This is a genomic window from Paenibacillus sambharensis, assembly GCF_003233845.1.
In the GTDB taxonomy this organism is placed as follows: domain Bacteria; phylum Bacillota; class Bacilli; order Paenibacillales; family Paenibacillaceae; genus Paenibacillus_I; species Paenibacillus_I sambharensis.
Window position 1 is genome coordinate 1 of the sequence record NZ_QKRB01000006.1, and the last position, 18,038, is coordinate 18,038.

Here is an 18,038-nt window from a genome sequence, read left to right on the forward strand (position 1 = left end):
GGCTGGAGCTCCAGCCGCTCGGCGGTTCTTTGCGCGTGTAGGGCGAGATGTTACCCATCGCCAGCTTCTTGTTCAATTGGGTTATGCTGCGGAAACTGCAGCTCATAGAGCCGGGCATAACGGCCATTAGCCTTCAGCAGTTCGTCGTGGGTCCCCCGCTCCAGAATGCGGCCTTCCTCAAGCACCACGATCTGATCGGCATGACGGATGGTGGACAGCCGGTGCGCAATGACTAGGCAAGTGCGCCCCTGCAGCAGCCGGTTCAGCGCTTCCTGGATCAGATGCTCGGATTCGGTATCTAGCGCCGCGGTCGCTTCATCCAGAATAATCAGACGGGGATTCTTCAGCAGGGCTCTGGCGATGGATATCCGCTGCTTCTGCCCGCCTGAGAGCTTGACGCCCCGTTCACCGATCTCGGCGTCATAGCCATCAGGGAAGGCAGTAATGAATCCATGGGCATTCGCGGCTGCTGACGCGGCGATAGTCTCCTCCTCGGTGGCGTCCTGCCGGCCGTAGCGGATGTTGTCCCGGATCGTGCCGTTGAACAGCATGATATCTTGAGACACCAAGCCGATCTGCTGCCGCAGTGATTGCACGGTGACATCCCTTACATCGAAGCCGTCGATGCTGACTGAACCGCTTCTTACATCATAGAAACGAGTCAGCAGATGGGCTATTGTGGTCTTGCCTGAGCCAGAGGAACCGACAAGCGCAGTGACCTGGCCGGGGCCCATTTCCAGATTGAGCTGGTGAAGCACATCCGGATGCCCGGTGTAGCCAAAGTCCACATCCTGATACACGACACGTCCCTGTATAGGCGGCAGCTGAGAGGCTCCATCGCGGTCAGCGACCTCCGGCTTTGTTTCCAGAATATCCACTACCCGTTCGTATGCGGCTGCAGACTGCTGGACCGTGTTCAGAATGCGGCTGAAATGACGTACCGGGTTTTGCAGCAGCCGCAGATAAGCCATGAAGGCGACAACGGAGCCGATCGTAAGACGGCCGCTCATTACCTGCCATGCACCCAGTACCAATACAATGGCAAGACCTAGGAAATTAATGAAATCGATGGTCGGCTCATAGATGGCCCGCAGCCGGACTGTCTTCAGGTTGGCCTCCATATTGACACGGCTCCGGTCGGCGAAGCGGTCGGATTCGTAGTCTTCGGTAGAGAAGGACTTGATCAGCCGGATGCCGGAGAGCGTATCCTGCAGATGATCGCTTACATCGGCTACCGACTGCTGGACGGTACGGAATGAAGACCGGATTCGCGTGCTGAAGCGCCGTGTCGTGTAAATCATGATTGGAAAGGTCGCAAGCAGCATCAACGTGAGCTGCCAGTCGATCCAGAGCATATAGATTGCTACTGCTGTAAAGGTGAATATATCCGTGAACAGCTGGATCATGCTGGAGGAAACCAGCTGCTGCAGCATATTGACATCGCTTGTCACCCGGGACATCAGGTCTCCGGTCCGGTTGCGGTCATAGAAGCTCATATCCAGGGTCTGCAGATGGCGGTACAGCATATTGCGCAGCTCATAGATGGCCTTCTGCCCAACAGATGCCATGGCTGTACTGCCAATATAGCCAAACAGCCCAAGCAGCAGGGCCGCACCCAGAATACCGCCGGCAACCCATGGCAGTGCGGCATAGTTGTCAGCAGGGATAACATGGTCAATTACATAACGGGTAAGCTGCGGAATAACGAATTCCAGCAGGGAAACGGCTGTCATGCTGATGACAGCCGCAATCAGCAGCCGCCAATTGGAGCGTGTCAGACTGAACAGTCTAAGCAGCATACTGGCAATGGACCGCGGATTGAATTTGGGGATAGGGGCGTGCCTGCCTGAAGGGATGCCGCCCGGGTTCATGGCTCCTGCCCTCCTAGGGGTTGTATCTGCATAAGAATCCTCTCCAAACCTAAGAATACGATATATCGTAATTGGATTATAACTGGTCTATTGCGGTACGGTCAATGCTGCCAGGGGCTGCAGCGAACGGGTGGCGAGTGCCTTGTGTCTGTTCATTGACGTATGAAGCGGTTGTCCAATAGTATAGAAGGAAGCGATAAACGAGGCATTCCCTTACGGGTAACGTTTCATAGTCAGCAAGGAAGTGAGCAGATGAGGCCAATGGAGACGAGCCTTACGATAGAATATGCCGGTTCAGAGCTGTTTAGGCTGGAAGGTAGTGAGCGTTCCGGTCACGCCGGCGGAGCGGAGCATGCTTTTCTGTTTCCGGTGGACGGAAAGCTTCGGGTTATCCTCAAGCAGGGAGAGGATCAGCGTTCAGGATTTATCCTTGAAGGAGAGCTGCTGCTCGTTCCGCCGGGTACGGCGTATGCCTTATCCTCCCCTGACGGCAGGGCTGTGCAGTGGATAGCTGTATATTTCATGTGCCGGGACAGAGAAGAATCGGAAGCCAGAAGCGAGGAATGGTCCCCGTTACTTCAGAGGCTGGAGCTGGCGCCGGTCCGGATCCCGCAGATACGAACGTGGATGGAGGATTTTCTCAGTGACCCGGGTTCCCATGAGCCGGGATTTTATTTTTGGCTGCAGTCCCACTTGTATGCCATGTGTGCCGGGTGGCTGCAGGCGGCCAGCAAACCGAAGACGATCGAGCCAGTTAGTAATTTGTCTCTCTATGTGGAATATACGGTCCGGTTTATGACGGAGCACTATAACGAGCAGATGGACATGGAGGAGCTGGCCAGGGATTCGGGTGTCAGTATCAGCCGCTTCTACAGGGCTTTCAGGCAGTACACTGGTCTTAGCCCGCATAAGTACATGACGAAGCTTCGCATGGGCGAATCGCTGCGGATGCTGGCGGAGCAGGGCCGATCCGTAACAGATGTGGCCCATGCTGCCGGCTATTCGGACGAGTTCTACTTCAGCCGCCACTTCAAGAAGCATATGGGGCTGACACCGACGGAGTATGCGACGAAGGCTAATGTCCGTATCGTTTGCCTCGTCGAGGTGTTTGAGGGAGACCTTGCAGCCTTGGGGCTGACACCTGTTCTGACCCTGAAGAGAGGCTGGACTGACCATACGGAACAGGCTCTGCTGGAGGTGAGCCGGGCACAGCCGGACTTGATTCTGGCGGGGCCGGTGGAGCAGCCGGTGCTGGATACTCTGGCTGGTATAGGGCGGACGGAAGCGGTCAGGTGGAAGGGCGTTTCGTGGAAGGAACGTCTGCTGCGCTTCGGCAGCCTGCTTGGCCTTACCGGGCCGGCGGAGCGCTGGCTTGCCTACTACGACCAGAAGGTCGAGAATGCGCGGCTGCACGTCAGCCGAAGCTTGAGGGGGGAGCCGTATCTGATTGTCCATGTTTACCCGGATGGCTACCGCGTATACGGCCTGCAGATGACGAAGATGAAGAGCTTGTTCTACGATGATCTTGGCATCGTCCCGCCGCCTTCCATCCGTGATCTGGTCGTGCTTGATACGCCTTCCCTGCTTGAAGTCGCCAAGCTGGCCTGTGAGAATGTACTGTTTCTGGTCGATAAGAGCATGACAGACGGGGAGCAGAGACAGCTTGAAGAGCGTTGGCGCAAGCTGCGAAGGACGCGGAGGGAGAGGCGCTGCCTGTTCATCCGCCATCCTTTTCCGCTTCATTATAATGCTTTCGTATATGACGGTCTGATCGATCAAACGGTTCACGAGCTTATGCACCCCCTGCGTATATAAACCGGCTTTGGTAAACGGCAAAGTTTAGTTCTCCTCCTCCGGCGGTATAATGTAACAGAGTGTTCTGCCCGCAAGAGGGCAGGGAGGAGGGTGACGATGCAGGTTGATTGCGCAGTAATCGGAGGCGGGATCGCCGGCATGCAGGCTGCTATACAGCTCGGCCGGTACCAGCACTCCGTCGTGGTGATTGACGCAGGGGATGGACGTTCCCGCAAATGCCGGAATTATCACAACCTGCTTGGGTTTCCGGATGGCGTCAGCGGGTCAGAGCTTCTGCTGCAGGGGCGCCGGCATGCTGAGCAGCTCGGTGTATCGTTTATCAAGGCAAAAGTAACAGGGGCCTCCAAGGATCGGGAAGGCTTCAAATTGGATATTGAAGGCGTAGAAACCGTGCATGCCAAGCGGCTGCTGTTTGCTACAGGTGTAAAGGACAGGCTCCCCGATTTTCCGAAGCTGTATCCCTGCCTTGGCATCAGCATCTATATCTGTCCGGACTGTGATGGTTATGAGATCCGGGACAAACGGGTGCTTGTCCTGGGGTCCGGAAGAGCCGGGGCTTCTATGGCGCTGGAGCTGACGCATTGGACAGAAGATATCGTGTATATTAACCATGAACAGCAGCAGGTGCCGGAGGAACAGCTGGACAGGCTGCTTCAGATTGGTATTGGTTATATTGAAAAGCCGATCCGCCAGCTGGTTACCGAAGGGGATCATCTGAAGGGTGCCATTCTCCGTGACGGGTCGGTTATAGCGGGCGAAAATGCCTTTGTTGCATTCGGAGGGAACGAGGTTCGCTCTGAGCTTGCATCCCAGCTCGGCGTCAAGCTGTCGGCAAGCAAGCATATTGTGACGGATGCAAGAACCAAGATGACTAATATCCAGCATGTGTGGGCTGCAGGAGACATCGCCGTCCATTCGGAACAGGTGGCCATTGCGATGGGCGACGGTGTTCAGGCCGCCATATGGATGCATAAGAGCCTAGTGGAGGATATCGGATCAGGGAGCCGCTTCGGACGGTAAGCTGAACCCATACGTGATGAAGACCGAATCAGTCGGAAAGGCTGGGGCGGTCTTCTTCTTTTTTATATTGTGGCGAATGTTAAATAATCATTAGTTTTGCCTCACCTCTATAAAGGCAGCCTAAATTTTCCGATTAATGCCATAGGAGCTGCGTGCCGACTGGGTGCTGCATGTTCAAGAATATTAAGGGGTGAAGGGCATGCTGGCTCGTCTAGGACTTACCTTCAAGTTAATTATGCTGCTTGCAATACCAGTAGTGCTGTTGTCTTCGGCGGCCTTCTATGGCTTATCTAAAACCGGGCAGGTGACAGACTTGCTGATTGAGAATCTCTATACCGCTTCGTACCGCAGTAATGACTCGCTGATTAATGCGGACAGGGATTTATACCAGGCTATGACGGCGGTCAAGACTATGGAGGCCGCACAGCGGGGAAGCGAGATTTATCCGAAGGAACTTGAGAGCTTCCGTGAAAATGTTGAGCAAGCGTCGCAGCGGATGAACGCCGCCTGGGATATATGGAAAAACCATAAGAGCGATCTCTTGACAGCAGATACCCGTCAAGCGATGGATGCATATTTCGAAGCATCGCTTCTCAAGCTGCAGGAATGGGAGCTGGCCAGCCAGCCGCTGCTTGCAGAGCTGCCTGACGCAGCCGGTTCCAAAAAGCGGGAGCTCGTCGGGCAGCTGGACGGATTGGACAGCCTGTTTGAGGAATCGAGAGGCAATATTGACGAATTAGCCGATTTGATCCAGGACAATATCGAGACGACTGTTGCGGCGATGCGGGAGGAAGTAGAGCGAATGCTCACCGTATTTGCGGTCGCTGCCGGTATTGCAATCGCGGTCAGTGCGGCGGCATGCTGGCTGCTGATTCATAATATCCGCCGTTCCATCCGAAGTGTGGTCCGGAGTGCGGATGCTGTGGCTGCAGGCAATCTGGCTGCTGAGCCTGTTCAGGTGAAGTCGCGGGATGAGATTGGCGCACTGGGAACCGCGGTCAACCGGATGACGGACAGCCTGAAGTTATTAATCAGCTCTGTTTCGGAGGTTTCGCTCACAGTCGCTGCTTCATCGGAGCAGCTGGCGGCAAGCGCGGAACAGACGGGCCATGCGACAGAGCATATAGCTGGACGGATACAGCTGATGGCTGAAGGGGCTCAGGATACGGCGGATCAGGCACGCCAGAGCGATGAGCGGATTCGTTCCATGGTAGCAGGGGCCAAAGCTATGGACAGCCGCTTAATGCAGGTAGCGGACACTGCAAGACAGGCCGCTGCCCAGTCTGGAGAGGGAAGCCGCGTTGTGGAGCAGGCTGTCAGCAGCATGGATAATATTGACCGGGCCGTAACAGAACTGTCGGATTCTATCGTCAAGCTTGGCCATGCTTCACAAGAGATCAGCTCCTTCATTGGAGCGATTACCGGGATTGCCAATCAGACGAATATGCTGGCCCTTAACGCGGGTATTGAAGCGGCACGGGCGGGTGAACAGGGCCGCGGCTTCTCGGTGGTGGCGGCGGAAATCCGCAAGCTTGCCGAGCAGACGTCCAGTGCGGCCAAGCAGGCGGCGGAGCTTACCGATAATATTACGAACAGCAGCCGCTTCGCGGTAGAGGGTATGGAAGTGGCAGGACAGGAGGTCACCAAGGGCAAGCAGTCCATCGAGCAGGCGGACCAAGCCTTTGCGGGCATTCAGACAGCGGTAGGCAGTCTGGCCAGCCAGATTGCTGTTGTATCGGGTGAGACACGTAAGCTTGCAGACAGCGCTGAGATGACGGGAGAGATATTCTCACGGGTAGCAGATGTTGCCATCCGTTCCTCGGATGATACCCAGGAGGTATCGGCGGCCACAGAGCAGCAGCTGGCATCCATGGAGGATGTGGCTTCCTCATCCCGTGCGCTGTCGGCCATGGCTGAACAGCTTCAGGAGCTTATTGCCAAGTTTCGTACCTGATTCGCCAAGCGTGCCCTATGGGAAACAGACCGTCCTCAATGAGAGGGCGGTCTTATTAATTTGCGCATTCGCACAGGTTCAGGCGAGTTCTTCTCCCCGGGGCGAATCAGCACCCATGCCAAAATAGCGGAAATCAGGCTTGTTGCGGTAAGGGTCCAAAACAAGTCACCAAGCGTGCCTGTTGCAAGCAGCGACGCAACAGGCGGTCCGATTGCGACACCGGTAAACCGCATGCTGCTGTAAAAGGAAGTGACGGTACCGCGTTTTTCCTTCTCGATTCCCTCGGTAATCAGAGCATCCAGACATGGCAGAGCCACACCAATCCCCAGTCCGGCGGCACTGAGGAAGATCATCTGCATGATAATCGACGGTGTGAATACACAGGCGGTTGTACCGGCAGCACACAGGAAGAACCCGCCGGTAACCAGTTGCTTCATCCTTTTCTTGTTCTCGCCAATAATCTTGCCGGTTATATAAGAAGCCGAACACAGGATAGCAAGCGGTATTGCAAGCACAGCCCCTTTCGCAACCCCCTTCAGATGCAAATCCTTCTCGAGAGCATCGGAGAGATAGACAAGGAATGCGAACAGGACGAACATACCAGTCCCGCCAATGATAAACACAGCATACAGCCATCTGCCCTCACGCCGGAATACCTTCTTAAGGGTATGAAGGAATTCACCAAGCGGAAGAGGCGGATCGCTGCGGCGGGGCGACTTCACCAGAAAGACCACCAGCAGTACGGATATCGCAGACAGAATAGGTATTCCAAGAAAAGGATAAAACCAGGCGAAGCTTGCAAGAAATGAGCCGAGGACAGGGCTTAACACCTTACCGAAGGTGTTCGAGGTTTCGATGAGTCCCAGCCCGGCGCTAACCTGTTCTTCTTTCTTAAACATATCACCGACCAGCGGCATAACAATCGGCGCCGCGCCGGCTGCTCCCATGCCCTGCAGGATACGCCCGACAATCATGTAAGGATAGGCATGGTCCAAGAAAATGGCTGCCGTTGCGCATATTCCTCCGCCGATCCCGACAAGTATCAGGCTTGGCACAATGATTGTCTTCCGTCCGTAACGGTCAGACAAGTAGCCTGCCGGCGGAATAAGAACGATCGCCATGACGGAAAATACCGTGATAATCAGGCTTGTCTGGAACGAACTGATCTGCAGCTGCCTGCGGATTTCGGGCAGGACGGGAATCAGCATCGAATTGCCGAGTGTCATGATCAGCGGGATAGAACTGAGCGCGATCAGTGCACCTCTCTGTTCTGGTTTCACAGCCGGTTACCCCATTTCCAGATTCTTTACAGGTATGTGTGCGGATATGGCGTCAAGCGGCGTCCGGGGGGCCGGTCACGCATGCTGTTATCATGCACAGGCAGCCGGCATTTCATACGATCGCTTCCCGCACTCCATTGGAGGCATTGCGCCCCTAGGCAAGTTGGTTCAGGACAGCTTTGCAGCGGGTAAAAGGATTCTGCATACGTTGTAACCAAGGAGGGGCGTGATGAAGCTGAATGATATGAGCCGCTTGGACCAGCGCTTGCATGGAAATATGCGGCTGCTGAAGCGCCTGTCATGGAAATGGCTGCTGGCAGCTGCACTGCTTATTGCCTACCTTACAACGATTATAGTTCATACCTATAAACCCCTGCCCGCGGGTTTGTCATACGAGAGCGGGGTTTACCGGACAAGTGACGTGGAGATGCTTGTCAATCTGTCGTACGAACAAAATGGCAGCCGTGTTTATCAGGATGAGATCTATCAGGCATGGCTGGATGCCATCCGGCAGGCGGAGAAATGGATTGTCATCGATATGTTCTTGTTCAATGGGTTCACCGATACCGGCAAGCATTATCCTCCCCTCAGCGATTTAATCGCAGATGCCATAACCCTTCAGAAAGCGCTTCATCCGGAGATGAAGGTAATTGTGATTACTGATGAAGTTAACACCACATACGGTTCTCATGCCTCCCCGGTAATGAAGCGGCTTGCTGAGGCAGGGGCTGAAGTCGTCTACACGAACCTTGATAAGCTAAGGGACTCCAATCCGCTGTATTCCGGCGCGTGGCGAATGTTCGCCCAGTGGTTCGGCCAAGAAGGGAACGGGTGGCTCCTTAACCCGTTTGGAAGCGGGGCGCCGGAGGTAACCGCCCGTTCTTATATGAAGCTGCTGAACGTGAAGGCGAACCACCGCAAGCTGCTCATGACCGAGCATACGGCTATTGTGACATCTGCTAATATGCATGACGCGAGTGCGAAGAACAGCAACATCGCATTCCGCTTCGGCGGGCCGATTCTGAAGGACGTCTGGGAGGCTGAGAAGGCAGTCATCGCGATGTCAGGCGGGCCGGATATCGAGCTTGACTTCTACAGTGCAGGGCTTGCCGGGGGCGAGGTGAGCATTACCACCGCAAATCTGGATTACAACAGTCCAGATCTGGCGGAGCTGCGGTGGCTGACAGAGGGGAAGATAGCGAAGCAGGTGGAGCGTTCCATTGAGGGGGCCAAACCCGGTGAGCGGATCTGGATCGGGATGTTTTATCTGGCGGACAGGGATGTGGTGAATGCCTTGGCAGAGGCATCTGACCGCAAGGTGGATGTCCGGCTGATACTAGACCCCAACCGTATGGCGTTCGGCCATGGCAAGGTCGGGCTTCCGAATATTCCTGTAGCGGCGGAGCTTATTAAACGTTCGGGCGGAGCTGTTCAGATCCGGTGGTATAAGACTGGCGAGGAGCAGTACCATACCAAGCTGATGGTCGTACAAGGGAAGACGGGTGTGGTCATGATCGGCGGGTCCGCAAATTATACGAGACGTAATCTGGATGACTTAAACCTGGAGGCGAACCTGATGATCACCGCGGCCAGAGAATCCAAGATTGCCATGCAGGCTGTGCAGTACTTTGAACGGTTGTGGCATAACGAGGACGGCATGTACACCGTCCCTTACGAGGCTTATGAGGAAAAGCTGCCCATCGGCAAGCAGTTCTTGTACGGGGTGCAGAAGCTTCTTGGCTTTACAACCTACTAGAGCGAGCGAGATGTCCGAATAATGAGAGAAAGGCTGGCTTCTGCCAGCCTTTCTCTATGTAATCGGTTATACCAGGTCGCAGGCTTCTGCAGGCATCCAGTGGGCATCCTTGCCTTCCCACTTGACATTGCAGCCGATAGGATTCGTGACAGGCACGGACAGCTGCTGCCCTGCCAGGTGCTCCGATAGGGCGAGATCCAGATCATTGACCGTCATCTTCGACGTATCGCGCGGACTGTCTACGGCACGTCCGGTGTAGACAAGCTTACGCCCCCCATCAAATACATAGAAATGCGGTGTCCGCAGCGCACCGTAAGCCCGGGCAATATCCTGGGATTCATCGCGCAGGTAAGTCCAAGGGTACTGCTCTTCCTTCATAATCTCCACCATATGTTCGAAGGAATCTTCCGGATAGGTGTTCACGCTGTTGGAGTTAATACCGACAAAACGTACGCCCTGCTCTTCATATTTTACAGCTGTTGCACGGGTTACCTCATTTGAGCCAATAACATAAGGGCAGTGGTTGCATGTAAAAAATACGACAAGCACCTTTGCATCGCGGAAGTCATTCAAGGAATAAGTTCGGCCGTCAGTGGCCGGCAGTGCAAAGTCCGGGGCCTGATCCCCTATTTGTAAAGTAAATGCCATTATTTATCGCCTCCTTGCCCCCATTATAACCGGGCACCGCTTACATCTCAAATGCGGAATAACCTTGCTAACTGGCTGCTATGAGATTTTTCTCCTAATCATGCTGTAACGTTACATTTATAGTATACTCTTAGGTATAAATGATGCTATACAGTCTTGCAGGTACGTGAATAGGGCTTTAATTACCCCGGATATCGGGAGAGGGAGTGCCTGATGTATATTGTGCAATCGGTCGTGCAAGTGCCGTTAGAGAAGGCCGAGGAGGTTATCGGCCTGTACCAGAACCGCTCACGGTCTGTTGACAATCAGCCAGGCTTCTTGTCATTTCAACTGCTGCAGAACGAACCGAAGCCCGAAGAGCTGATCGTGCATATGACGTGGGAAACGAAGGAGCATTACCTCGCTTGGGTTACAAGTGACGATTTCAAACGTATTCATGAGCTTGAGAAAAAATATCCCGATCAGGAGCTGGCATCCATCGTCCCGACTGTACGCAAGTATGTCGTCCGGGCGGAATAGTGAGGGGGTAGGTTATGAAGCATACGCTGCAGGATACAGGGGAAACCATTCTTCGACGAGGCGATGAACTGGCGGAACTGGTAACCGGTATGCAGTACAGCCTGCAGCCCGACCTAAACCGGCGGTTTGGGGATAGGGGTAGGATCAAGACTAAGCAGGATACGGTATATAATCTGAAATATCTGGCGCAGAGTATTCAGGTCCAGAGCCCGCTGCTGTTTGCCAACTATATTCAATGGGTGAAGAACCTGCTTGCCGGCTATAATGTGACCGCCGATGACTTAATTGTCAATATTCACTGTATCCGTGATGTGCTGGAAGCTGAATTGGAGCCGGAACCATACGCAGAGGTTACTCCGTTCCTGGAGCTTGCCCTTCATCAAGTGAAGGAACCGGCAGACGTGCATCAGATGCCGGATAATGATGAGATGGGCAGTCTGGCCCGCCGTTACACAGAGCTGCTGCTTGTGGGTGACCGGTTAGAGGCGGGCAAGCTGGTGATGGAGCTCGTACAAGGACAGATGCCAGTTGATGAGATCTACTTCCACATCTTCCAGCAGTCCCAGTATGAAATAGGCAGGCTGTGGCAGGCGAATAAGATTACGATTGCCCAAGAGCACTATGCTTCGGCTGCTACGCAGATGATTATGTCGCAATTGTATCCTTATATCTTCTCTACCGCGCGGAACGGCTACCGGATGGTGGCTGCATGTGTGGGAGAGGAGCTGCATGAAATCGGGCTTCGGATGGTATCGGATTTGTTTGAGATGGAGGGCTGGGACACGTACTATGTCGGTGCTAACGTACCATCACGCTCTTTAATTCAGACAATCTGTGACCGCAGGCCCCATGTGCTGGCCGTATCGGCAACCATGACCTATCATGTTACTCTCGTCAAGAAGCTGATCGAGGAAGTCAGGCAGGACCCGGCATGCGGCGGTGTGCGCATCATGGTTGGCGGGCTTCCTTTTAATATCGACCCGGAGCTGTGGAAGCACGTTGGCGCAGATGGATACGCTGCTAATGCCAAGGAAGGGATTGCGCGGGCTTATGAATTGGTCCGTGCCGGCCAGCCGGTAAAGAACTCGTAAGGGTTAGGGGGACCTATAGCTGTGAATGAGCATCAAGAATCGGTTCTATCGCTCTTGTGCGACAGCGGGGGTCAGATTGTTCGCGTGATACGTGATGATATCGCGATGACGGAAGGCCGAGATGATCTCTGCAATATTATAGATCTTATGGACGAGATGAGCGGGCTGAAGTGTAGAGATTTTTTCGAGCAGCTAAGGAGGAAGAAGGCGGCTTTCAACTGGGAACTGCATCTGAACATCGGCGGTAAGCCGGAGCTATTTTACTTAAGCGGGGGGATCTTTGAAGAACATGTTCTCATCGTCGGCTCCAAGTATAACACGAGTTACACGTACTTCTATGATGAGCTGATGAAGATCAATAACCAGCAGATGGTATCACTCCGGGAGACGATCAAGAAGCTGTCTCATGAGATGGTACTGAAGCTGGAGCAGGAGCTCAAGACCTATGACGAGTTCTCCGCCTTGAATAACGAGCTTCTGTCTGTTCAGAGGGAGCTTGCCAAGACGAACATTGAATTGAAGCTGGCCAAGGAAGCGGCCGAGACGGCGAACAAGACGAAGAGCACCTTCCTGGCTACGATGAGCCACGAAATCAGAACGCCCATGAACGGCATTATTGCGATGGCCGAGCTGCTTGCCCACACACATATGACGGATTCCCAGAAGGAATCCATCTCGATTATTATGGACTCCGGCAACTTAATGCTTAACATCATTAACGATATCCTGGATCTATCGAAGATTGAAGCGGGTGAGATGAAGCTGGAGCTCGCCAGGTTTCATCTGCGTTCTGTGGTTGATCATGTGGTGCAGCTGCTGCAGACACGAGCGGAAGGCCAGCGCAACCGGGTGACGGTCTATTTTGACCCGCAAATTCAGCCGCATCTTAGAGGCGATCCTAACCGGATTCGCCAGATCCTGCTCAATCTTCTCGGCAACGCAGTCAAATTTACATTCGACGGTGACATTGATCTCCGGGTCTTCATGATCCAGGATTACGAGCTGCGCCAGCGGCTCCGCTTCGAAGTGATGGATACGGGGATTGGCATTGAGGAGGATAACCTTGAGAAGCTGTTCCAGCCTTTCTACCAGGTCGGCAACAATTATACCCAGCAGTTCAGTTCTACTGGTCTTGGTTTATCCATCAGCAAGCGTCTGGTCGAGATGATGAACGGTGAAATCGGTGTGTTCAGCAAGGTTGGAAGCGGGTCAACATTCTGGTTTGAGCTGGAGCTGGAGAAGGTGGCTGAGACAGCCGGCAGCGGTATTCGGCAGGCTAGAGCAAGCTCTGCGGTTAAGCCGAAGTGGAAGCTTGAAGGGAAAGAGCTGTCCTCTGCGATCCTGCTCGCGGAGGACAATGCTGTTAACCAGCATATTACGACCCTGCAGCTGAAGAAGCTTGGGGTTGAGAGGATTATTATCGCTTCCAATGGCGAGGAGGCGGTGGAGCTGTGGAAATCTCAGAAGCCGGCATTGATTCTGATGGATAACCAGATGCCGGTCATGGACGGCTTTGAAGCCACACGACAGATCCGGGGACTTGAGGATTCAATGGATTGCGCCAGCCGGACGCCAATCGTATCAATCACGGCCAATGCTATGCAGGGTGATATGGAGCGCTGTCTGGAAGCGGGGATGGATGACTATATTACGAAGCCGGTACAGTTGGATAAGCTGCGGGAGGTTGTGATCCGCTGGCTGCCGGATGGTCCGCAAGACCATCAGTCCCCGCTGGAGGAAGTGCAGCACTCGGAATATCTGGATCTCGGGACGATTGAGGATATTGTGGCGCCTCCTTGGGATGAGGTTGATCTGGATGTTCTTGCCCAGCTGTTCGAGATGTACCGCCAGGATACACCGGCCAAGCTGGAGCTTCTTCGCCAGGAGCTGAAGCGTGGGCTGCTCGCCAAGGCGGAGCAGACCGCTCATAATATTAAGTCAGCGAGTTTAAGCGTCGGTATGGCGCCGCTCGCGGGCATTATTGCAGCTATTGAGGCGCGCATTAAGGAGGGAGCCATGGATGGCTACGATGTGCTCCTTATGCAGATGAGCCAGCTGTACGATCTGTCCTGCTCGGCTTTCACCGAGCTGCTGAATTCATCCAGCTGTGCCTGACACATTCATGAATATGCAAAAATCGCTATAGGCGGCTTCCGGTCAACATCGACCAGAAGCCGCCATTTGTTTCGTAAAGTACAGGGAGGGTAATTAATAACTGCAGTGGTACATGCCTGGACCTGTATCTTAATTTTTTGCACAATGCAAGGTCTTAACTGCAAATCAGGATAACGGGAGGTAAGGACAATGGCCAAAGAACGGAAGATTGTCGGAGTTTTTGACAAAGAAGATGAAGCGGTAAAAGCGATAGAAGGTCTGAAGGAACAGGGTTATCGCTCGGAGGAAATCTCGGTTATCGCGAAAGACCGGGACGAGCTGTCCTATGTAGCGGATGAGACGGGCACGAAAGCCCCAGAAGGCTTGGCGGCCGGCGCGACGGCTGGCGGCGTACTGGGTGGTGTCACCGGTCTTCTTGCAGGTGTAGGTGCACTCGCTATTCCGGGTGTTGGGCCCATCATCGCAGCCGGACCAATTGCGGCAACCTTGACAGGGGCAGCTGTCGGTGCCGGTGCGGGCGGTCTGGTGGGCGGTCTGATTGGTATGGGTATACCGGAAGAGGATGCAGAGCGGTATCAGAATTTTGTAGAAGAGGGCCGCATTCTTGTCCTGGTTGATGCGGATTCTGAGCGTGACGAGTATGCGTATGAGACATTCCGGTTGAATCGTTCGCTCAATCAGGATACCTATGACCGTTCCACTCGCGGTTCTGCCGGTATGGGCGCGAACGGCGCAGGGCTTGGAACTGGCATGGGTACAGGAGCTGACAACGGTGTGGACCCGCGGGCGGAAGAGCCGTATTCGGACAATCGCCGCAACTACTAGCTGACAGCCGCAGGCTTCGGTCACCAGCATGGCTGGAAGCTGGGCGAAGGAGGGATTGCGATGCCTTGGAAAGACGGAGATTACCCGGAGTCGCTGAAGAATTTCGATCCTGCAATCCGGGACAAGGCTGTGGAAATTGCCAATGCCCTGCTGCGTGACGGATACGATGAAGGCAGGGCGATCCCGATCGCAACGGCCCAGGCGAAGGAATGGGCCTCCAACCACCCGGAAGAAGTGGATGAGCACTATTCGGGTGGCGGCTAGAAGCGAAGTATTAGATTGGGTGTGCTGTTCCAGCAGGAAATAGACTCTACCCCAATATATAAGCAGCGGCAGCACGGGATCAGGTCCCATGCTGCCGCTGTTTTTGTTGAAAAAGCCGGGTTATGCTGGTTCTGATTCTCCGAGACCCAAACACTGCAAAATAATTGCTTGTTGTACATAAAGCAAATTCTTCTTAAATCCGTGCCCTACAAAGTAATCTGAATCAATGACATCTTCACTTACCTCTTGTCCTCTAAAGAAAGGAGGACATGGGTTCAAAACTGCACCCTGTTTAGTTAGCCTCATTCTATCCAGATTAATCTGGTATTTTAAAAGGTATTCATCGGTCTGGTAATCTGTGGGAAGTGAATCTGTCAGCACGACATCACTTCTTGATAATATGGCTTCGAGTTCGGTTGAATAATGATAATTTTCATTATCATCATAAATCCGATTTCCAGCAGCACACACATGTTGGAACTTAAGATTCAGAACCTTGGAAATCTCGGCCCATGAAGTGACTATATTCCCCCGGGGGCCCACAAACGTATAGGTGAGATTGCTGAAGTCTGGACGGATTTCTCGAATTGAATATAGATCAGACAGTATCTCACATGGATGGCCTTGTGATGACATTGCATTAATAATCGGGACTAAGGCATGTTGAGACAGCTCATTCATCTTATCGAAGTCGGAATGTCTGATAATAACACCATCAGCCCAATTGTTTAAATATTTCATTACATCGGAGAGTTCTTCTTTCTTATCTAGTGATTCGGGCGGGAAGAGTATGCATTCTCCGCCTAGATCGTTAATCCCTTTCTCAAATGTAGTTCTTGTTCTAATACTTGATTCAGGAAAAAATAATATAAACGTTCTCCCCTCCAAAATCTTCTCCTTGAGCTTCTTATGCTTCAGTTTGTCCGTTAGATGAAAGAGCTCCGTTATACGGTCTTGCGATAATTCTGAGATGTTTAGGAGATGCATAAACAAGTCCCCTTTGATTTAGTTTGTCTTGGTTTGCAGCAGAGTGTTCGGTCAGCAGGATCGAGGACTTAGCCGGTGCAGGGCTGTCTGCTTGATCTCTCCTCAGAAAGCGAGCTACATCCACAGGTAACTATATTCATCTTTATCAATTGTTTTTAATTGCTTTTCAAAATCTTCTATCGGTTTAATATCCTCTATGAAATGCCACTTATCTTTACTGTCTTTCCAATATACCTTCCATTTGTTATCTATATACCTGAACTGAGCGATTGGCAATTCAACTCTTTGGCCCGGTCTATATGAAGGTCTATCCTGTGATAAAGTAATGGTTTCACCTCGAAACTTATACAAAATCTTATACTCTGCTTTGAGATGTTCTGGGATCTTCTTCGCTATGTAGGTATCTAATATTTTTTCAAGTCTTTTCTTAGTGAAGGCATCAAACGCCATGCTGATCAACTCCCTCGAGGTTTTATTTCATTTTGGCTTTTGCTGTGTCTTTATGCAATGATTTTTAGTTAACGTTATTGTATCCCTCACTCTTGACCTCTTTGTATTGCATTGCAAGCACCCAAGACATTTCCGTCTGGTTCCTGAATGACCCCATAATCAACTATTTATCAAATCCCAGTGTCTGTTCAGAAAGAACCCTGAACTGCTTCAACTCTATGTTTAATTTCTCAATTTCCTTTTTGTCCAATCCATTAGTATCAAGGTAGAATGATCCTGTTATAACTTCGGAGGTGTTCGAATTAATTGTCCTATTTATTTCATTTACGATCGATTGATTCCCCAATCTTCCACTTAACTCTTCAGTTAAAATAGGAGTTGCAGAGATTATGTTTATTGAATTTTCGGTTCTGTTCCAAAGATTGAAATTATAGGATACTACGGTTTTGTCTAAATCCCCACCCAAACTATAAGAAATTGAATTAATTACTAATCCATCATCTATTACATCTATTGATTCCGTATTGTTACACCCCGGAAATATTAGAACAGAAGCAAGAATCAAAGAACTCATGATATGTTTTAAATTTATCATCGCTTCCCCCACTGGCTTTCAGATCATTCGCTGGTTATTCCAACTATGACCTTTTAGCTTTTCTTCGAATTGTTTTTTAGCTTTAATCCTTCTCTTGCATCAATAATCAGGCGACTACCCCACCGTATTCGACATAAGACCAAAAGATTCCTTTACTTACAGAGGAGATGGTTAATAAGGATTATCTTGCATTTCGAAACGGTATTTATTATTATGGATACCAGATATCCATAATAAACGGGGGGAGGAGGAGACTTGCAGTTCTCCAAAAGTACAGATTATGCCCTGCATGCCTTAGTTCACCTGGGACTTTCAGAACGGAGCAGCAATGTCGGAATCAAGGAATTATCCGGGACGCTTGGTGTATCCGAAAGTTATTTATCTAAAATCATGTCAAAGTTAAGGCAGGATGGGATTGTACGCGCCGTACCAGGAGTGAACGGCGGTTACGAGCTTGCAAGGCCGGCGGAACAGATTTCTTTTTTTGACGTGGTCCAAGTAATGGAAGGAAGACAGCAGCTATTTAAATGTTCGAACTCACGCTCACAGCAGCATCGGCTTTTAGATGAAGAGGAGAGTGCGCCGGAAAGCCAGAGAGAGTTGGATAGGAAGGAATGCCTGATTGAGAAAGTAATGTACAGTGCAGAACAGCAGATGTATCAATACTTGAGGGAACAAACGATTCAGTCGGTACTGGATGAAGCTCTGAAGCGGCGCTTCAGTCACGAGATGAACAAGAAGTAATACACTTCTTGTTCTTTAATTATGGATATCATAGATCTATTATTAAGGTGATTACGAATGGTGTATCTAAGATATGATGTGGCGCTATTGCAAATCGTTAGAGC

Annotated in this window: 16 protein-coding genes; 10 read left to right on the top strand and 6 right to left on the bottom strand. The window is 51.9% G+C overall.

Going from position 1 to position 18,038, the window contains the following annotated elements:
- Positions 1–50: 50 nt before the first annotated feature.
- A complete protein-coding gene (locus DNH61_RS00040) occupies positions 51–1,871 on the bottom strand; it encodes an ABC transporter ATP-binding protein (RefSeq protein ID WP_111144658.1) in 1,821 nt (606 codons plus the stop codon).
- Between the two features lie 252 nt (positions 1,872–2,123).
- Here DNH61_RS00040 and DNH61_RS00045 point away from each other — a divergent pair, with 252 nt between their 5' ends.
- The 3 genes from DNH61_RS00045 to DNH61_RS00055 all read left to right on the top strand — a co-directional run bounded on the left by DNH61_RS00045 (position 2,124) and on the right by DNH61_RS00055 (position 6,660).
- Positions 2,124–3,686, top strand: coding sequence for an AraC family transcriptional regulator (locus DNH61_RS00045; protein WP_181438516.1), 1,563 nt, complete (start codon positions 2,124–2,126; stop codon positions 3,684–3,686).
- Positions 3,687–3,782: 96 nt separating this feature from the next.
- Positions 3,783–4,706 (top strand): NAD(P)/FAD-dependent oxidoreductase, encoded by a 924-nt coding sequence (locus DNH61_RS00050; protein WP_111144660.1) that lies wholly within the window; start codon positions 3,783–3,785, stop codon positions 4,704–4,706.
- 199 nt (positions 4,707–4,905) lie between these two features.
- Positions 4,906–6,660, top strand: a complete 1,755-nt coding sequence (locus DNH61_RS00055) for a methyl-accepting chemotaxis protein (RefSeq protein ID WP_111144661.1) — start codon at positions 4,906–4,908, stop codon at positions 6,658–6,660.
- Between the two features lie 35 nt (positions 6,661–6,695).
- On the opposite strand, the gene DNH61_RS00060 is transcribed toward DNH61_RS00055, so the two are convergent.
- Positions 6,696–7,940 (bottom strand): MFS transporter, encoded by a 1,245-nt coding sequence (locus tag DNH61_RS00060; RefSeq protein WP_111144662.1) that lies wholly within the window; start codon positions 7,938–7,940, stop codon positions 6,696–6,698.
- Between the two features lie 229 nt (positions 7,941–8,169).
- Here DNH61_RS00060 and DNH61_RS00065 point away from each other — a divergent pair, with 229 nt between their 5' ends.
- Complete coding sequence (locus tag DNH61_RS00065; RefSeq protein ID WP_245947804.1) at positions 8,170–9,696, top strand: phospholipase D family protein; 1,527 nt, start codon at positions 8,170–8,172, stop codon at positions 9,694–9,696.
- 66 nt (positions 9,697–9,762) lie between these two features.
- On the opposite strand, the gene DNH61_RS00070 is transcribed toward DNH61_RS00065, so the two are convergent.
- Positions 9,763–10,344, bottom strand: coding sequence for a thioredoxin family protein (locus tag DNH61_RS00070; RefSeq protein ID WP_111144663.1), 582 nt, complete (start codon positions 10,342–10,344; stop codon positions 9,763–9,765).
- Positions 10,345–10,557: 213 nt separating this feature from the next.
- Here DNH61_RS00070 and DNH61_RS00075 point away from each other — a divergent pair, with 213 nt between their 5' ends.
- The 5 genes from DNH61_RS00075 to DNH61_RS00095 all read left to right on the top strand — a co-directional run bounded on the left by DNH61_RS00075 (position 10,558) and on the right by DNH61_RS00095 (position 15,158).
- Complete coding sequence (locus DNH61_RS00075) at positions 10,558–10,863, top strand: antibiotic biosynthesis monooxygenase family protein (protein ID WP_111144664.1); 306 nt, start codon at positions 10,558–10,560, stop codon at positions 10,861–10,863.
- A gap of 14 nt (positions 10,864–10,877) precedes the next feature.
- Positions 10,878–11,954, top strand: coding sequence for a cobalamin B12-binding domain-containing protein (locus DNH61_RS00080; RefSeq protein ID WP_111144665.1), 1,077 nt, complete (start codon positions 10,878–10,880; stop codon positions 11,952–11,954).
- Between the two features lie 21 nt (positions 11,955–11,975).
- Positions 11,976–14,069 carry an ATP-binding protein gene (locus tag DNH61_RS00085; RefSeq protein ID WP_111144666.1) on the top strand — a complete coding sequence of 698 codons (2,094 nt, stop codon included), beginning with the start codon at positions 11,976–11,978 and terminating at the stop codon, positions 14,067–14,069.
- Positions 14,070–14,258: 189 nt separating this feature from the next.
- Positions 14,259–14,894: a general stress protein gene (locus DNH61_RS00090; RefSeq protein ID WP_111144667.1), complete on the top strand. Its 636-nt coding sequence runs from the start codon at positions 14,259–14,261 to the stop codon at positions 14,892–14,894.
- A gap of 60 nt (positions 14,895–14,954) precedes the next feature.
- The gene (locus DNH61_RS00095) at positions 14,955–15,158 is read left to right on the top strand and encodes a DUF2188 domain-containing protein (protein ID WP_111144668.1); all 204 of its coding nucleotides are present in this window, start codon (positions 14,955–14,957) and stop codon (positions 15,156–15,158) included.
- Positions 15,159–15,278: 120 nt separating this feature from the next.
- On the opposite strand, the gene DNH61_RS00100 is transcribed toward DNH61_RS00095, so the two are convergent.
- The 3 genes from DNH61_RS00100 to DNH61_RS00110 all read right to left on the bottom strand — a co-directional run bounded on the left by DNH61_RS00100 (position 15,279) and on the right by DNH61_RS00110 (position 17,190).
- Positions 15,279–16,145: an ornithine carbamoyltransferase gene (locus DNH61_RS00100; protein WP_111144669.1), complete on the bottom strand. Its 867-nt coding sequence runs from the start codon at positions 16,143–16,145 to the stop codon at positions 15,279–15,281.
- A 114-nt stretch (positions 16,146–16,259) separates the two neighbouring features.
- A complete protein-coding gene (locus tag DNH61_RS00105) occupies positions 16,260–16,595 on the bottom strand; it encodes a DUF3024 domain-containing protein (protein WP_111144670.1) in 336 nt (111 codons plus the stop codon).
- Between the two features lie 163 nt (positions 16,596–16,758).
- Positions 16,759–17,190 (bottom strand): hypothetical protein, encoded by a 432-nt coding sequence (locus DNH61_RS00110; RefSeq protein ID WP_111144671.1) that lies wholly within the window; start codon positions 17,188–17,190, stop codon positions 16,759–16,761.
- 255 nt (positions 17,191–17,445) lie between these two features.
- On the opposite strand from DNH61_RS00110, the gene DNH61_RS00115 reads away from it, so the two are divergent.
- On the top strand, positions 17,446–17,934 hold the full coding sequence (locus tag DNH61_RS00115; protein ID WP_111144672.1) for an RrF2 family transcriptional regulator: 489 nt from the start codon (positions 17,446–17,448) through the stop codon (positions 17,932–17,934).
- The last annotated feature ends 104 nt before the right edge of the window (positions 17,935–18,038 follow it).